Genomic DNA, 18117 nt, shown 5'->3' with positions numbered 1-18117 from the left:
TTCCCTGGCCCCGTCAAAAACGGGATCACTGGTACGATAGAAATCCCACAATGCCATTCCACTGTGGGTTAAAGCTGGAGTGGTGCGCAAACCGGCATTATCCCTTGCCGGCTTACAGGTAACCTAAGTTACCGCCTCTTATTTTTTCTTCTTTTTAACAAACTTCATCAGGCGGCGTTTCTTGGCCTTCTGGCGGTCACTCAGCTTGTTCTTTTTGTCCGCGTAGGGGTTAGCGCTGGTGCGGAACTCAATTTTTACCGGAGTACCGTGCAAATCCAGAGCCTTGCGGAAAGTCTTCTCCAGGTAGCGCACATAATGTGCCGGTACCTGCTCAGTCTGGTTACCGTGGATCACAATAACCGGCGGATTTTGTCCACCGGCGTGAGCGTAGCGCAATTTGATACGATGTCCGTGCACCAAAGGTGGTTGGTGCTCACTTACCGCCCACTCCAGAATACGAGTGAGGTGATTAGTGGACAGTTTGTCTGTAGCGCTCTGGTAAGCACCCTCAATGGACTCGTACAGATGCCCAACACCGGTGCCATGTAGTGCAGAAATAAAGTGCACATCAGCAAAGTCCACAAAGCGCAGTCGGCGCTCCAACTCGGCTTTCACATAGTCGCGATGATCCGCTTCCAGCCCATCCCACTTGTTCAGGGCAACTACCAGCGCGCGTCCCGCCTGTACTACGCTGCCCATCAGGTGCATATCCTGGTCCACCAGGCCTTCGCGGGCATCGATCACCAGCACCACCACGTTGGCATCTTCCACCGCCTGCAAGGTTTTGACGATAGAGAACTTCTCCACCGATTCCTTGATATTTTTCCGGCGGCGAATGCCCGCAGTATCGATCAGGGTATAAGGCTTTTCGTCCCGTTCATAATTGATATAGACGCTATCGCGGGTTGTGCCGGGCTGATCGTAGACAACAACCCGGTCCTCACCCAAGAGGCGGTTAACCAGGGTGGATTTACCCACATTGGGGCGGCCCACAATGGCAATCTTGATTCCGGTCGCTTCTTCGGCTTCCTCTTCAATCTCCTGCTCGGGCAGGTCCTCGATGACCCGCTGCATCAGGGAGCGAACACCGCGCCCGTGGGTAGCAGTCGTCGGGAAAAGCTCACCAATACCTAACTCATAGAAAGGTGCCAGGGCAATATCCGGGTTTACCCCATCAACTTTGTTGGCCACCAGGAAAGTGGGCTTGGAGCGGGTGCGCAAGCGCTCGGCAATCATCTCGTCGGCTGGGGTCAGGCCGGCGCGGCTGTCCACCAAAAAGAGTACGAAGTCTGCTTCTTCAATGGCCTGCATAGATTGTTCGGCCATAGCCGCATCGATGCCTTCTTCGCCACCGGAAATACCACCGGTATCGACCAGTAACAGCTTGCGCCCGTCGATCTCCGCCTCACCGTACTTGCGATCGCGGGTAAGCCCGGCGTAGTTGGCCACCAAAGCGTCGCGAGACTTGGTCAACCGGTTAAAAAGTGTGGATTTGCCCACATTGGGGCGCCCGACCAGGGCAATTACTGGCAGCATACAAATTCTGGTTTTAGCCGTATAAAAAAATACAAAAGCCCGCGCGAGGCGGGCGATTTCAACTTGCCTGCACTGCAGGCTCCATTTGCGGGCTCTAAGCCCTAAGGCGGACAGCCTGTCCGCCTCTCGTCAGTTGGCTGCGATTATCAGGAATCAGCGAGGCGTAGAGCTGATAACTTGCCGTCATCCGACAGCACAAAAATCAGATCGCCATCAACCAGAATGGGGATGCGAATCGCATCACCGTCCACCTGCTCGCGGCCAATAAATTGTCCGGAATTGGGGTCCAGCACATGCAGGTAGCCTTCCAGATCTCCCACAACGACCACGTCCTGGAAGAAAGCCGGTCCGCTCAATTCGCGGCGCAATAGTTCGTTATTACTCCACTCGATCTGGCCGCTGCCCACATTGTAGGCATAGACGCTACCGGAGGCATCACTGAGGTAGACATGGCCACCACCTACTGCCACTTCGTGGTGGGTAGAGGCATCGCGAGCCCAGAGGCCGCGGCCATTATCTTTGGACAGGGCGACAACACGGCCCTGGTAGCTGGCGGCAAACACCAAATCACCGCGCACTACTGGAGCACCGTCGATATCAACTACCCGCTCCAGCTCCGCAGAGCCCTGGGGAATAGCGACTCGCTGTTCCCAGCGCTGAATGCCATCGCGGGCGTCCAGGGCCAGCAGTTTGCCGTTATCCAGGCCGGCAATCACCATACCACCGCTAATAACAGGTGCCGCAGTACCGCGCAGGGTCAGTACTGGCAAATTGGTATTGTGGCTCCACAACTCTTCACCGCTGGTAGCGTCGAGGCCAACCAGCTTGCCATCTACGGTCTGCAGGACAACCACGCCAGCACCGATCGCTGGAGCGGCAACTACTTCGCCGGAGACCTGGTAATTCCATAGCTCAGCGCCGTTTTCGAGATCCAGAGCCACAGCGCGGCCGCGGTAGTCGGAGACTACCGCCATGCCCAGGCCAGTACCCACACCACCGCTCAGATCTACATCCAGATCTGTCTCCCAGAGCTTGCGCCCGGAGCTGCGATCAAAAGCACTGATTTCACCATCGCTGCTGGCAGCTATCAGGCGACCATCGATAAGGCTCGGCTGCAGCATCGCGTAACGCTTTTGGTCAATACCGCCAATATCGGCAGACCACACCTCTTGCAGGGCAACAGTGGAGTTAATATCCACCAGTTCGACGGGGTCGACATCTTCCTTCTCGTCATTAGAGGCACAGGCAGCCAGGGCCACCGCTAGCGCCACCGCTGCAGTGCGACCCGCAGCGCGATTCAGAAATCCCATTACTCGTCTCCCTCAGATACAGGCTCGGTTTGGTTCTGAGCGTCACTGCTCTCGGTTACCGCCAGGCTTTCAGCCTTCAGGCGCAGAAGTTGGGTGTTGCCCGCTTGCTCTGGCAGAAGCTCTGTCAGTGCTTGCTCGTACGCGGCACGCGCACCGGCGATGTCACCCTTTTGCTTCAGGATATCACCACGAGTCTCAGAATAAAGGGCCGCGAATGCCGGGGGTATAGTGCCCTCGAGCAATTTCAGGCCTTCATCGGACTCACCGCGGGCCGCCAAAACAGCGGCCAGGCGGCGTTTAGCGAGCAGCTCCAGGCTTGCTTCACTGGTGTTGTCGAGTACCCACTGCAGCTGCTGCTCGGCAGCTTCCAGGTCATTGCTCTCCGCTGAAATAGCCGCGAGACGCAGTGCAGCCTGGCTGGCGTAGATGCGCTTGGCAAAATCATCTTTCAGCTGCTCGGCCACATTCTTGGCAGTGGTAAGCTGCTTGTTGTCCGGTTGATTGTTGTTGGCGGAGACCGCTTCAACGAAAGTCTGGTACAGGTCAGAGGCCGCTTCAGCCTTAGTGCGCTGATCTCCCTGCCACCACTGATAACCGAAGTAACCGGCCAGGGCCAGCACGACGCCAGTCACAATTCCCTTGCCATTTTCCGCCCACCAGCGCTTCAGCGTTTCTATTTGTTCTTGTTCGGTAAGATGCTCAGCCATTGGGTAATTTGCCTTTCCTGTAGATTACTAACTTTCCCGGCGGGGGCCTCCGCCTCCCTCAGTGTTTCTTTCAGCCTTGCAGCAGTGCTGCCAGCTCTTTCGGTGCCAGCGTTTGCTGCGGTTGGTCAGCGCGAAGGTACTTCACAGTTATCTGACCACTTGCAGCCTCATCTTCGCCGATAATCAGCGCATAATCGGCGCCGCTCTTATCAGCTTTCTTCATCTGGCTTTTAAAGCTTCCTCCACCACAGTGCAACTGCAGTCGCAACCAGGGCAGCTCGTCGCGCAATTGCTCGGCGGCTGTCATGGCAGCTGATTGTACATCACCAACGGCAACCAGGTAGGCATCTACCTGTTGCGAAAGGGACTCAGGCAACACTTCTAGGGTTTCTAGCATCAATACAAGACGCTCAACACCCAGGCCAAAACCCACTCCCGGAGTGGCTTTGCCACCCATCTGTTCTACCAGGCCGTCATATCGGCCACCGGCACATACAGTGCCCTGGGCACCGAGGCTGTCGGTCACCCACTCAAATACAGTTTTTCCGTAGTAGTCGAGACCGCGCACCAACTTGGGATTGATCTCATACTTAACGCCTGCCCCGTCCAAAAGTGCCTTTAACTGACTAAAGTGGGCGGCGGATTCCTCATCGAGGAAGTCCAGTAGACAGGGCGCATCCGCCAGCAGTTCCTGAGTTTGCGCATTTTTACTGTCGAGAATTCGCAGCGGATTGCGCTCCAGACGGCGCTGGCTGTCCTCATCCAGCTGGTCACGACGCTCACTTAAATAAGTGACCAGCGCATCCCGATAAGCAGCGCGGCTCTCGGCGTTACCCAGGGAATTGAGCTGCAGGGTCACATGTTCGCTGATACCCAGCTGACGCCACAGTCGCGCAGTCATGATCAGGATTTCTGCATCGATATCCGGCCCTTGAATGCCAAACACCTCGACACCAAACTGGTGGAACTGACGCAGGCGCCCCTTCTGTGGGCGCTCATAGCGGAACATAGGGCCGAAATACCACAGGCGCTGTGGCTGGTTCAGCAGGTTGCTCTGGATTGCTGCACGCACAGTGCCCGCTGTGCCCTCAGGGCGCAGGGTAACGCTGTCACCGCTCTTGTCATCAAAGGTGTACATTTCCTTCTCGACAATATCGGTAGCCTCGCCCACCGCACGGCAAAATAACTGGGTCGACTCCAGGTAGGGAGTGCGAATTTCGGTGTAGCCGTAGCGACTAGTAAGTTCACTCAGTGTGGCTTCCACGTACTGCCATACCGGGGACTGTTCCGGTAGCAGATCGTTCATGCCGCGAATTGCGCGAAGCTGTTTCAACGCTGTTCCTTAATTTTTCACTCAATTAATTGGGTCTTGCGCAGGGAGCTGTTGCCCTCTACGCCTTGGCGATGATATCCGCTTCGCGCTCGGCCTTGGCGGCCGCCTTCTCGCGAATCAAGCGTTCTAAATCATCCACCAGATTTTCATTCTTAAACTTGCGGTCCGGCTGCCCATCCACATAGATGGCATGGCTTGGGGTACCACCAGTCAGGCCTACATCGGCTTCTTTCGCTTCGCCGGGGCCGTTGACGATACAGCCAATTACTGCCACATCCAGCGGTGTGGTCACATCTTCCAGGCGCGTCTCCAGCTCATTCATGGTTTTCACCACATCGAAGTTCTGGCGCGAGCAGCTGGGGCAGGCAATAAAGTTAATACCTTTATTGCGAAGACGCAGGCTTTTGAGCAGATCCCAGCCCACTTTGACCTCTTCTACCGGGTCTGCAGCCAGGGAAACCCGCAGGGTGTCACCGATACCGTCGAGCAGGAGGGCACCGAGACCAATCGCCGACTTCACTGTGCCAGCACGCAAGCCGCCAGCTTCGGTAATACCCAAGTGCAGCGGTTGCTCAATCTGCTGGGCCAGCTTGCGATAGGCAGCCGTGGCCATAAAGATATCGGATGCTTTTACACTGACTTTGAAGTCCTGGAAGTCCAGGCTGTCGAGGATTGATACATGGCGCAGCGCCGACTCTACCAGAGCATCCGGCGTGGGCTCGCCATACTTTTTCTGCAGGTCTTTTTCCAGGGAGCCCGCATTGACACCGATACGAATCGGGATATTCAGATCGCGCGCTTTATCCACTACGGCCCGAATACGCTTCTCTCGGCCAATATTGCCGGGGTTAATACGCAGGCAATCCACCCCCAGGTCTGCAACCCGCAGGGCGATACGGTAATCGAAGTGAATGTCTGCGACTAACGGGACATTCACCTGTTTTTTAATTTCTCCAAACGCCTCTGCGGCATCCATGCTGGGCACAGAAACCCGCACTATATCGGCTCCAGCCTGTTCCAGGCGCTGGATCTGGCCAACAGTAGCTGCTACATCGCAGGTTTCGGTGTTGGTCATACTTTGCACCGAGATCGGGGCATCCCCTCCGACCGGTACATCACCCACCATGATCTGGCGCGACTTGCGGCGGACAATGGGAGATTCAAATTGCATAGGCTGACCTGGTGGTATTACTGATAAAAATCGAGGGGAGATTATAGAGAGATTGGGCGCAAACCTACAGGGTTCGCACCCAAACGGGGAAGATCATCTTAATCGCCGACAATCAGACGGCGAGTGCGGCGGTCGCCAATAGGCTGGCTGTCGATAGTTTCATCGCGGTAAACCACATGGGTTGCACGGGCATTTCCCAACATCAGCTCAAATGGAGCATCTCCATCTAAAGACTTGGCACTGCCAGCAGCTTGGACCCCGGCCAGTAAAATCACACCTTGTGCGTCTTTCACCTCAACCCAGGCATCTTCATCAAAGCGAAGCCGCAATGCGCCTTTCAGGGCCTGGTCCAACTGGGCTACTTGGGCGGGAACAGGCTCAACCACTTTTTCCACAGAAGCAGCGGGTTTATTCTCCACCGTTTCAGTACTACCAACCTCAAGCTGAACATCAGCAACTCCATTTGATGCTGGTGCAAATGGCTCTGAGCTTAACTCTTCAACTGCGACTTCCTGCCGCTCTACTTCAGCAACCGGATCAGCTACAACTTCACTGGCAACGGGGACTTCGGCAACCAGGTCCGCAGTATCCTCACCCATGGGCATACCGGGAATATTGACTGGAGTACCGTACTTCCACCAGAAGACACCACCTGCGAGCAACAGGGGAATCAGGGCCAGGGCACCATGTCCGCGCTTGCGCTCAGGGCGAAATGCCTCGGCTTTAGTGGTTCGCCGGGATTCACTGCGCTGTGCTGGCTGCGGCCGATCCCTATCATAGGCTTCCAAAGCCGGCTCAGCAGGAATATTCAACTCGCGACAAATATTACGGATATAGCCTCGCGTGTAGACAGCTTCTGGCTGCTTTTCGTAATTATCGCTTTCAATCCACTCAACTGTGTTATCAATAATACACAGGCGCTGCGATAGCTCCTCTCGGGACAGCCCGGCCGCTTCCCGAGCCGCCAGCAAAAGATTGCCAGCGGAACCCTTAGAAGTTTGCGTATTGGATACGACCTCACCACCTTCGCAGTGTTCGGGACTACTATCCGTCATTACCACTCAACTCCTGATATTTCAGTGTCTCCGCAGAGTACGGGTACAAATTCTTCAAAGCAAGGGCGTAACTCCGCTCCTTGTCACGATTGCCAAACACCTTCTCGATACGAATTCCAAGCCACAGTGACTGGGGTGTCTGGCGATTCTTTTCACTAAATTGATCCAGGTACGCCTTGGATTTTGCGTAATCACCGGCGTTAAATTTCAGCTCAGCCATTTCGATCAACGCCAGCGGCAAATCGGAGTTCAGCGCTAACGCCCTGGCATAGGCCCCTTCCGCCTTGTCGGTGAGACCCAGACGCGCAGCCGTACGACCGTAGTTAACCAAGGCAAAAGATCGACGATTATAGGTGAGGTCTGTAGAGGCAAGCTCGAACTGCTTGAGGGCCTCTTTATAGCGCTCTTGTTTATAGAGAAAAACGCCGTAATTAGTGTGAGCCATGGAAAACCCGTCGCTATAGCGCAAGGCTTTCTTGAAGTGAGATTCCGCAATATTCAGCTCACCATCCGCTTGATAAAGCAGTGCCAGACCGTGATGTGCCAGTGGGTTCTTTTTGCCCAATTCCAAGGCGCGGTTAAAATGACGGCGGGACTGCTCCCGGTTGTTCGGGTCCCGCAAATAGCGAATCCCCAGCTGAACATGGGTCTCCAATGCCTTATCCAGATCAACTTCCTTGCGCTCGGGTCCCCCAGAGGTTACACACCCCCCCAGCAGGGTACCGAGCAGTACCAGGAGCGACAGGCTCTTAAATTTCGCGGACACTACATCACCTGTATCTTTATTTTTCACTTATCGGCCCAGCGAGATTGCGCGGGTGTCACCAATACACCAATGAGTGCTAACGCCAATCCCTGGACAAAGCAAGCCCGCAAAACACAGCAAAACCCAACATCGACCACCGGCATCCACTGGCAGTGGTAAAAGTACATATCGGTATTTTGTGTGAGAAATCTGATTCCGCCTCAGCTGGCACTTTCCAAATCCCTATACTGCCGGAAAGCCTTGCCAGTTGCAGCCCTAAAACCCAATCAATTCCATTTAGTGATGACTTTGTCGAGTATTGTCAATCCGCCAGTACCGGTGTACCGGCGGAATAAGTAAAAAGGGCTTAGAAGAGTTAGAGTTGATTACCTTCCTGGTCAACCGCATCCAGCTGCATGCCATCTGGACCAGTGTCCCGCGGCGGAATCAATGACTGGACTGCATTGGAGTCAGTATTTGCCGCATCTGGATCAGTTAGGGTTTCGAGGAACGCTACCAGTAAATCAACCTCCTCGTCGTCCAAATTCACAGCGCCGTCGCCATTTTCAGCCAACAGTGCTTCAGTCAGTGCCTGGCCATTGGGCGCAACTTTCGCGGCACACTCATCCACCTCTGCAAACTGATCCAAATCGCACATCTCACTGTTGGTGAAATACTGGGAAACAGAGTCGGCTCGACCAGTGTAGTGCTCGACATTTCTTTTCAATGTACCGAACTGACCTGCGTGCCCCCAGGGGCCAGTAAGCGCCACATTAAGCAGCGTTGGCGTGCGGAAACTGCCGCTTCCATTACCACCCAGGTCAGCGCCACTGCCACTCTCATCTTTACCAACACCAATCTGTGGATAACTGACAGCTCTCAGCCCCTGATTAGAGAAAAAGGCTCCTGAGTGGCAATTTGTACACCCTGAATTTCGTGTCATAAAGGTAATTGCCCCTCGCTTTTCATCGTTATTGAGGGCCGCAAGGTCTCCATCAACATAATCAAAGAAGGGGTTATCGATAAAAATTTGCACCGCTTCGTAAGAGGCAATTGCCTCTGCAATTCTGCTGAAGTTAATTGCCGAATCGCCAAATGCTGCGGTAAACATTGCACCCCACGAGTCCTGGGCTAATTTTTCAGCGAGAATATCCTCACGATAATCAGTAAAACCATCATCGCTGGTATCGTCGTAACCGAACTGGGTAATATCCCCCATCTCAGCAGCTTCTGTGACCGGGAAGTGGGCTTGGGCCATCATCAGTGCGAGGGTACCAGTACCCACGGCCGCCTCTGTGTTGCGAGTAACATCCCGGGAGTCTGTCCTGAGCCCTCCATTACCATTGATCGCCACTCGGTTATCCCAAAACAAACCGTTATCCCAAAGGGCTACATTGCAGATAGGCTGGGCATTTCGCGGTACCAGCGGAACTTCATTCTGCCCGTCGGAGCGACCGGGACCGACTAATTCAGCATCAACGGGATCAACGCCAACTGGCATGGACAAATCATCGCCACCACAACCTATTGCCGGGTGGTGGCAGGAAGAGCAAGATGCATCGCCATCAGCGCTCAGGTTTTTATTGTGAAACAAGCGCATACCCAGCTCTACCATGGCAGGGTCCTGTTCACTTCTGACCCGGGCAGCAAAGGCGCGCATATCTTCCAACTGCTCGGCCATGCCAACGTCATCCAGCACTGCCTGCAAGCAGCTATCGAGACTGCCATCAGCAATATTGACCGCTGAACGCGCATTTTGACATTCATCAAAATCGGAAATTCGGCTATCAGAACCGTCTGCATCAGAACCATTACTGAGCCCGTCATTAGTATTATTTACCAATGTTCTGACAGTGACGCTGGCGGTCTCATCTTCGCTGTCGACATCGCCGGTGGTTACTGAGTAGGTATATTCAGTGTCTGATGAGAGACCTTCATCGACATAGTATCCGCTAGTCGTCTCAGCAACTCGTTCGCTGCCACGATAGATAACATAGGTCGCACCGGTGCTTTCCCAGGAAAGACCAATGCTGGTACCGGAAAATGCGTTGCCGATCAGTTCTGCAGGAATAATTCCCTGACCTGAGCCTGTATCGCCATCGCCATCGCCATCGCCATCGCCATCGCCATCGCCATTATCATCATCACCTGAACCAGAATCGCCATCACTGCCAGTATCAGAAGTTTCAGTAGGCGTGTCATTGCCACTACTTGAGGAACCACCTCCTCCGCAGCCCACCATCACAAGAAATAGAGGTAGGACCAGCAGCTTTACCAGAGCCGTTAGCGATAGTGTGATTTGATTTTTATCAACATTCATAGTTCTTGACCTGCCCGTCAATGACCTTTTCTTATTCCGAGTTCTGGACAGCAAATACAGACCTAAGTGCCAGCGCTGGCATCAAAGGGTAAGGAAACACTTACTATATCTAAGAATAAATTCTGCGTTGCAACCTAATGAAAGATCTAGGGAGCCTCGCAGTGATTGCGGACCGTCCTGAAAATCAGCGGCATTGCGAAAATACCCAATTACTCCCAGGGCCTACTGTAATGACTTAAAACAGGAATAACTGCTAATAAGGTCGCAGTAAGCTACTACATCCGTTCTCATAGTCAGGAATTTAATAAAAATTAGTAGTTTCAGTGTTTGCTTAAGAGAATATGTAAATTCAATCAATGAAATTTGGGCGTTAACGCCCAAACCCCAATGAAAATATTTTTGCGCCGTTGAATCAGAGGTGGGAAAAGCAAGGAGAGTTTGTAAAAACAAACTGTGTCAGGATTATTTCAGATAGATTAAAAAAAGCTGCCGGCAATAACCGACAGCTTTTTAGCGGTGACTACCGACAAATAGCCGGCTAATCCAACTTAGGAGAAACGCAAAACGCTCTTGACGCAACCATTTCCCAAAGAGTTATGGAATGAAGGCTATAAACTTTTACCATCGCTATCTTTTGCATCTAACTGCTTTCCATCTGGTCCACCATCCCGAGGAGGAATCAGAAACTGAATCTCATTAGAGTTGGTATTCGCGGCCTTGGGGTCAGTAAGAGTCCCCAGAAATACCACTATAAGGTCCATCTCCTCTTCGCTCAGGCGATTTATACCCCCACCCTCATTTCCATCTAAGATCGCCTGAGAGTGTGCCAAACCATTGGGAGCCAGTTTACTGGCGCAATTTTCAAGACCCTTGAATTGAGCGAGGTCACACATCTCACTATTTTCAAAGTACCTGGAAATGGAGGCTCCATGATCACTGTAGTGTTCAACATTTCTCTTCAGCGTGCCAAACTGCCCGTTGTGCCCCCAGGGACCAGTGATCGCCACATTCAGCAAGGTCGGTGCCCTGAATGCTCCGAACCCTAAGGAACCCTCTCCACCCAGATCTTCCCCACTGCCACTCTCATCGGTTCCTATACCTATCTGCGGATAATTTGCGGCCATCAAGGCTTCAGACGTGAAGAAAGCTCCCTTGTGACAGAACGTGCACCCAGCATCCTTCGACATAAAAGTAATAGCACCACGCTTTTCCTCTACATCGAGCGCCTCCAGGTTACCGCCCACATAGTCAAAGAAGGGGTTATCGATAAATATTTGCACGGCTTCATAAGCTGCAATTGCTTCAGCAATGCGACTGAAATTGATTTCAGAATCCCCAAAGGCAGACGTAAACAGCGGAGCCCAAGCTTCGACATCCAAATTAGCCGCTAATATATCTTCGCGGTATGCAGTGAAATTTTCATCGACAGAATCATCGTATCCAAAGTCCGCGATGTCACCCATTTCTGGCGGGGCCGTTACCGGGAAATGCGCCTGCGCCATAAGTAGGGCTAACGAACCAGCCCCCACAGCATCATTCGTATTATCAGTAACATCTCTTGAATCCGTACGGAGAACGCCATTCGGACTCAGTGAGACCCGGTTATCCCAGAACAGTCCACGAGACCATAGTGACGCATTACAAATAGCTTGTGAATTTCTCGGCACTAAAGGCACTTCATTAGTTCCATCAGATCGACCTGGCCCGAGCAAAGCAGTATCTACAGCATTCACTCCAACCGGCATCGAGAGGTCATCTCCACCACAACCAATCGCAGGGTGGTGACAGGATGAACAAGAAGCATCTTGATTAGCACTGAGAGACTTGTTGTGGAACAGACGCATACCCAGCTCCACCTTGGCTGGGTCCTGCTCACTGCGGACCCGTGCGGCAAAAGCCCGAATATCTTCGACAAGAGAGACCATGCGATTGTACTCGAGCATGGCTGCCAAACAATTGTCCAAGTCCTCTTCGAGTAGATCTAGTGCCGTCGCAGTATTTTTACACTCTGCAAACGTGGAGATACGCTCATTCAAAACATCATCTTCTGTACCGTTATTCAGGCCAGCATTGGTGTCATTAACTAATGTCTTGACCGTAACCTGCGAAGTTTCCGATTCGTTTGCAGCATCAACCGTACTGACAGAGTAAACATATTCGGTATTAACTGAGAGGCCCTGTTCGACATAATAGTTATTGCTGGTTTCCGCGACCTTTTCACCGTTTCGATAGATAAAGTAAATCTCACCATCTCTTTCCCAGTTAAGACCGATACTGGTTCCCGAGTGGGCATAGCCAATTAGCTCAGTGGGTTCACCGGCTTCTTCAGGCTCAGGGTCAGGCTCAGGTTCAGGATCGGTACCCGTCCCTGAGCCGGAACCGGAACCGGAACCGGAACCGGAACCGGAACCGGAACCGGAACCATCATCACCCTGAACGGTATCTGCAGGCGAATTATCCTCACTACCAGATGACCCGGAGCCGCAACCGACTAACAGCGAAAACAGCGTGAGGAAAAAGAGTCTAAGTAGGACTCTGGGAAAGACTTTTTGATCGAACTTCTGAGCACTCATAAGAATCCTAGTGGTCCCTTCCATATATTTTTAATAGTTCATAGGTGATAACGCGACACCAATAGATTTGGTTGACCAATTAAGGAAGAAATGTGAACAAAAGTCCGGAGTGAATCCCGAAGGGAACGACCAACTCACCAAAATTTCAGGGGATAGAGTTTTTTTCCAGCAACAACTGACTAAAAACTTCGCAATCCAGACGATGACTTATACCTAGCCCTGATCGCAGGAATTCACTCTCGGATCAACTTCGGCCTGGCTCTGGAAGCAAAGTAAGAATGAAACTGTGGTGAATTTTAAGGCAGAAGGTGGTTGCCTGAATGATGAATGCGAATAAAGGTCGCTATTGAAGAGTTGGCATCTCACCAGTAAGTCAATATTAGTGAGATGCTCAAATAAAATGCAGGAATATTATAGTGCGTTGCCGTCCTGATCCCAGGCATCCAGCTGCATTCCATCGGGTCCGCCGTCACGGGGAGGAATCAGGGATTGGGTTGCATTTGAATTTACATTCTCTGCATCCGGGTCAGTGAGCGCCTCAAGAAATGCCGCTAACAGCTTCACTTCATCGCCGTCTATCGGAAGTGCTGCATCACCATCTATCTCCAGAATTGCCTCGGTCAACTCCAGACCATTGGGCGCAACTTTCGCTGCGCAGTCTGCTAGCTCGGCAAACTGATCCAGGTCGCACATTTCACTATCTGCGAAATACCGGGACACCGAATCCGCTTGCCCGGCATAGTGCTCAATATTTCTTTCTAAGGAGCCAAACTGCCCGGCGTGCCCCCAGGGACCAGTAATGCCTGCATTGAGCAGTGTTGGAACACGAAAGCCACCGAGTACTGCCCCTCCCCAATCAGCGCCATCATCCTCTTTTCCGACACCAATTTGAGGATAGTTAACGACCCTCAAACCCTGGTTAGTAAAGAAGGCGCCCGTATGGCAAGCAGTACAACCAGAGCCTGGCGTAAAATAAGTAATTGCTCCCCGCTTCGCATCGTCATCCAGCGCTGTCAGGTCACCGTCGATATAGTCAAAGAAGGGGTTATCAATAAAAATATATACCGCTTCATAGGCGGCAATCGCCTGTGCGACCCTACTGTAGTCAATACTGTTGTCTCCATAAGCGGCAGCAAATAAGGGGCCCCAGGACTCCTCATTGAGCTTTGGTATAAGATATTCCTCACGATAGTCAGTAAGGTCATCGTCGCTACTTTCGTCGTAGCCAAATTCAGAAATATCCCCCATCTCAGCAGCATCTGTCACCGGAAAATGGGCTTGGGCCATCATAAGTGCCAAAGTACCAGTACCAACCGCCGCTTCAGTATTATTGGTTACATCCCTGGAGTCTGTTTTAAGGCCACCGTCGCTCGTGAAAAGAACGCGGTTGTCCCAGAATAATCCATTATCCCAGAGCGCCACATTACAAATAGGCTGGGCATTGCGTGCAACCAACGGCACTTCGTTTTCACCATCGGAACGCCCTGGGCCAAGCAAATCGGGATCAACGGCATTAACCCCAACAGACATGGAAAGATCATCACCAGCGCAGCCTATTGTCGGGTGGTGGCAAGAAGAGCAGGCGGTATCACCGTTAGCACTAAGACTTTTACTGTGGAATAACCGCATACCCAACTCAACCATCTCCGGGTCTTGCTCACTTCTAACTCGAGCAGCGAAAGCGCGCATATCCTCCAATTGCTCTGCCATTCCCACTTCATCCAGCACAGCCTGCAAGCAACTGTCGAGACTACTATCGTCAACATCTACGGCTGAGCGCTCATTTTGACATTCATCAAAATCAACAATGCGCTTTTCAATGGCCTCTGCTTCAGTACCATTGCTCAGGCCATCATTCGTGTTATTAACCAATGTTTTTGCAGTAACACTATTAGTATCACTATCAATACTCCCCACACCGACCCAATAACTATATTCAGTATTAACTGAGAGGCCTTCATCCACGTAATGGTTATCTGTAGTTTCTGCGATCAATTCGCCATCGCGATAGATGCTGTAGGTCTCTTCAGAGTCCTCCCAGGAGAGCCCTATGCTGGTGCCGGTGAAGGGATTTGCAATCAGTTCAGCAACCAAGATCCCCTGCTCTGAATCGGATTCATCATCTGACCCAGTATCACCATCAGTATCACCATCAGTATCACCGTCCGAATCGTCACCATCGTCTGAGCCAGAGCTATCCCCAGAGCCGCTATCATTTTCAGTAGTTTCTGTCGGTGAATCATCCTCGCCGCTAGAGGAACCACCTCCCCCACAGCCCACCATAAATAGAAATAAAGAAATGAACAGCAGCTTATTCAGCGCTACAAGAAATTGGGTTAATTGGTTTTTTTCCGCGTTCATAATGTTCGAACAGTCCCGTCGATAACTTTTCTTTTCCTAAGCCAGGCAACTCAGAGAACTCCATGCACTTCAACTCTCAACACAGCTGTGCAAGCATTTCTACACTTTGTTTTTCCTGAACCTAAGCACGCTGTAACAGCTCCAGGCCAAATGAAAATGACTGGATAGCACGCTATAGCGTCATAATGTTTTGATGGATGTTGGAGATACGGGTGTAGCTACTGCAAAGATCCAGTGCCAGACGGTCTAGTGAAGACCTCTCTCCAATGGCCAGCTATTTCATTCAAAGTCAAAATGTTGCAAGCAAAATGCAAATTAAGAAAATATGATCGTTTTGACCTAATCTCATACATATATCCAACGCTCCCTTCCCGGGTAAATTTTCCTCGAGCGTTAAACGTTAGATAAAGCAATTTCGTTGACACGAAAAATAGAATAGAAAGGAACTTTTAGGCTAAACAGAGTTTTTTTGAGAAGGGGAAAATCGAAGCCAATAGGCTGCCAACAATTTGGCAACCTATACAAAAAATTACCAGCGACTAGTTAACAATACGAACAGGGCGCTCTGCATTGCGGTAGCGCTCGGAGCGGCGGGTGCGGTCGTTAACACTGCCCGCCAGCTGACCACAGGCCGCATCAATATCATCGCCGCGTGTAGTGCGCACAGTTACTGTATAACCTTTGTCGAGCAAAATCTGCTGGAAGCGACGCAGTGCGTTATTACTCACTCGCTGGTAGTCGGACAACTCAAACGGGTTAAAGGGAATCAGGTTAATTTTCACCGGAATCTCTTTAAGCAGCTCTGCCAATTGCTCAGCGTGCTCCGGGCGGTCGTTAACCTCGCGCATCAGCGTGTATTCAATGGTCATTTTACGGTGCGTATCCGGCATGCGGTCGATGTAGCGCTTGGCGGAATCCAGTAGCACCGCAATAGGGTATTTTTTATTGATCGGCACCAACTCGTTACGCAATTCATCGTTGGGCGCATGCAGGGAAATTGCCAGGCTCACATCGGTCACATCGGCGAGGCGGTCCAGTGCGGGCACCACACCGGAGGTCGACAGGGTGACGCGGCGCTTGGAAATACCGTAGGCGTTGTCTTCCATCATCAGGTTCATGGAATCGACCACATTGTCGAAATTGAGCAATGGCTCACCCATGCCCATCATCACCACGTTGGTAACCTTGCGCGGTCCTTTCGGGTCCAATTGACCGAAAGATTTACAGGCAATCCAGACCTGCCCGATAATTTCTGCCGCCGTTAAATCGCGGTTAAAGCCCTGCTTGCCAGTTGCACAAAAGCTGCAATCCAGGGAACAGCCCACCTGGGAGGAGACACAAAGGGTGCCGCGATCACCATCGGGGATATAGACAGTCTCGATAGCATTGCCACCGGAGACTTTAATTAACCATTTCCGTGTGCCATCGGCGGAATCCCACTGATTCAATACTTCCGGGGCACGGACTTCGGCCACTTCCGCCAGCTTTTGACGCAGGGCCTTGCTGACATTGGTCATCTCAGCAAAATCATCAACCCCATTCTGGTGAATCCACTTTAAAACCTGAACAGCGCGGAAGCGCTTCTCGCCCAATGATTCAAAAAAGGCGGCCAGCTTTTCTACCGAAAGGCCGAGCAGGTTGGTTTTCTCTGTGGTCATTCATTTCACCTCGGGGGAAGAATTGCACCGGTCCGGACAGACCGGTGCGATTTGTGGCGCGGATTAAGCGCGCGCGCAGATTTCGTCGTCGGCGAAGAAGTAGCTTACTTCGCGAGCAGCGGACTCTGCGGAGTCGGAACCGTGTACAGCGTTGGCGTCGATGCTGTCAGCGAAGTCAGCGCGGATGGTGCCAGCAGCAGCTTCTTTAGGGTTGGTAGCACCCATCAGGTCGCGGTTTGCCAGGATAGCGTTCTCGCCTTCCAGAACCTGTACAACAACTGGACCGGAAGTCATGAAGTCAACCAGGTCTTTGAAGAAAGGACGCTCTTTGTGCTCAGCGTAGAAACCTTCAGCTTTTTCGCGGGACAGTTGAACCATCTTCATGGCAACAATGCTCAGGCCAGCTTTCTCAAAACGGCTCTCGATTTCACCGATTACATTCTTGGCTACTGCGTCCGGCTTGATGATAGAAAGGGTACGCTCCAGGGCCATGGTTATCTCCAAATTGATTTTTTGTAACTTAACTTAGGAACCTCTGAACAAATCTGTAAGCCCCGCAGGGCGGGCCTTCAAGGCTCGCAGAGGTGTTGCGGGATTGTTGCGGAGTTGTTCAGAGGCTCCCTACATAAAGAAAGAGCAACCTACTCAGTTGCTCTTCCCTGATATTCCTTTCATACCCACCGGGGGGTACTCAATTTTTGATCACCGCATTTCGCGGCCGGCGGATTATACGGGGTATTGATCGACTTTTGTACTCTCTTGCCAATACTGCCCCCGAAGGCCGGTCACTCCTGCTCTTCGATCCAGGCAGCCTGGATCGCTTCGAGGATTTTCTCTCCGCAGCGATCAGGATCGTCATCAAATCCGGGCAGCGCCATCACCCAGTTGCGCAGGTCGACAAAGTTGACCGTCAGAGGGTCCACATCCTCGTGAGCTTCGCTCAACTCTATGGCAATATCGTGAATATCAGTCCACTTCATGATTCGGCTTCCTCAGCGTGCAGGTCAGTGCTTTTCCGACACCTGGTTGATGGTGTACTTGGGAATCTCGACCACCAGGTCTTCATCTTCCACAATCGCCTGACAGGACAGGCGAGACTCCGGTTCCAAGCCCCAGGCTTTATCCAGCAGGTCCTCTTCAAGCTCGTCCGGCTCTTCCAGGGAATCGAAGCCCTCGCGCACAATGACGTGGCAAGTGGTACAAGCACAGGCTTTTTCACAAGCGTGCTCAATTTCAATATCGTTGGCCAGGGCCGCGTCGATCACGCTGACACCGCTCTCCGCTTCCACCACTTTGCCCTCAGGGCACATTTCCGGATGGGGTAAAAATACTATCTTCGGCATGGGGT

14 protein-coding genes are annotated in these 18117 nt (G+C 52.1%); all 14 read right to left on the bottom strand.

Translation table 11 applies throughout. The features are described 5' to 3' along the window. Positions 1-138: 138 nt before the first annotated feature. Positions 139-1536 (bottom strand): ribosome biogenesis GTPase Der, encoded by a 1398-nt coding sequence (gene der / locus ACJJI4_RS01880; RefSeq protein ID WP_413664566.1) that lies wholly within the window; start codon positions 1534-1536, stop codon positions 139-141. Positions 1537-1682: 146 nt separating this feature from the next. Beyond that, positions 1683-2846, bottom strand: coding sequence for an outer membrane protein assembly factor BamB (gene bamB, locus ACJJI4_RS01875; RefSeq protein WP_282934067.1), 1164 nt, complete (start codon positions 2844-2846; stop codon positions 1683-1685). After that, positions 2846-3553 (bottom strand): YfgM family protein, encoded by a 708-nt coding sequence (locus ACJJI4_RS01870; protein ID WP_444895038.1) that lies wholly within the window; start codon positions 3551-3553, stop codon positions 2846-2848. Before ACJJI4_RS01870 ends, bamB begins: the two co-directional genes overlap by 1 nt. A gap of 70 nt (positions 3554-3623) precedes the next feature. Next, positions 3624-4886 (bottom strand): histidine--tRNA ligase, encoded by a 1263-nt coding sequence (gene hisS, locus ACJJI4_RS01865; RefSeq protein ID WP_282934069.1) that lies wholly within the window; start codon positions 4884-4886, stop codon positions 3624-3626. Between the two features lie 58 nt (positions 4887-4944). Beyond that, entirely contained in the window at positions 4945-6057 is a 1113-nt protein-coding gene (gene ispG, locus ACJJI4_RS01860; protein WP_444926858.1) for a flavodoxin-dependent (E)-4-hydroxy-3-methylbut-2-enyl-diphosphate synthase, read from the bottom strand. Between the two features lie 98 nt (positions 6058-6155). Beyond that, positions 6156-7112, bottom strand: coding sequence for a RodZ domain-containing protein (locus ACJJI4_RS01855; RefSeq protein WP_444926857.1), 957 nt, complete (start codon positions 7110-7112; stop codon positions 6156-6158). Beyond that, positions 7102-7878 (bottom strand): type IV pilus biogenesis/stability protein PilW, encoded by a 777-nt coding sequence (gene pilW / locus ACJJI4_RS01850; protein WP_444926856.1) that lies wholly within the window; start codon positions 7876-7878, stop codon positions 7102-7104. Before pilW ends, ACJJI4_RS01855 begins: the two co-directional genes overlap by 11 nt. Before the next feature lie 355 nt (positions 7879-8233). Continuing rightward, complete coding sequence (locus tag ACJJI4_RS01845) at positions 8234-10177, bottom strand: cytochrome-c peroxidase (RefSeq protein ID WP_444926855.1); 1944 nt, start codon at positions 10175-10177, stop codon at positions 8234-8236. 608 nt (positions 10178-10785) lie between these two features. Then, complete coding sequence (locus ACJJI4_RS01840; protein ID WP_444926854.1) at positions 10786-12750, bottom strand: cytochrome-c peroxidase; 1965 nt, start codon at positions 12748-12750, stop codon at positions 10786-10788. A gap of 411 nt (positions 12751-13161) precedes the next feature. Continuing rightward, positions 13162-15111, bottom strand: coding sequence for a cytochrome-c peroxidase (locus ACJJI4_RS01835; RefSeq protein WP_444926853.1), 1950 nt, complete (start codon positions 15109-15111; stop codon positions 13162-13164). A gap of 539 nt (positions 15112-15650) precedes the next feature. Further along, positions 15651-16769 carry a dual-specificity RNA methyltransferase RlmN gene (rlmN, locus tag ACJJI4_RS01830; protein WP_444892905.1) on the bottom strand — a complete coding sequence of 373 codons (1119 nt, stop codon included), beginning with the start codon at positions 16767-16769 and terminating at the stop codon, positions 15651-15653. A 63-nt stretch (positions 16770-16832) separates the two neighbouring features. Then, positions 16833-17261 (bottom strand): nucleoside-diphosphate kinase, encoded by a 429-nt coding sequence (ndk, locus tag ACJJI4_RS01825; protein WP_108731991.1) that lies wholly within the window; start codon positions 17259-17261, stop codon positions 16833-16835. Positions 17262-17554: 293 nt separating this feature from the next. Then, a complete protein-coding gene (gene iscX, locus ACJJI4_RS01820) occupies positions 17555-17749 on the bottom strand; it encodes a Fe-S cluster assembly protein IscX (protein ID WP_282934076.1) in 195 nt (64 codons plus the stop codon). Positions 17750-17773: 24 nt separating this feature from the next. Continuing rightward, positions 17774-18112: an ISC system 2Fe-2S type ferredoxin gene (fdx, locus tag ACJJI4_RS01815; RefSeq protein ID WP_108731989.1), complete on the bottom strand. Its 339-nt coding sequence runs from the start codon at positions 18110-18112 to the stop codon at positions 17774-17776. Positions 18113-18117 lie beyond the last annotated feature (5 nt).

The sequence above is a fragment of the Microbulbifer maximicatervae (SeqCode) genome, from assembly GCF_052467305.1.
Note: the sequence above shows the minus strand (reverse complement) of the source record. Positions and strands in the feature narration are given on the sequence as shown.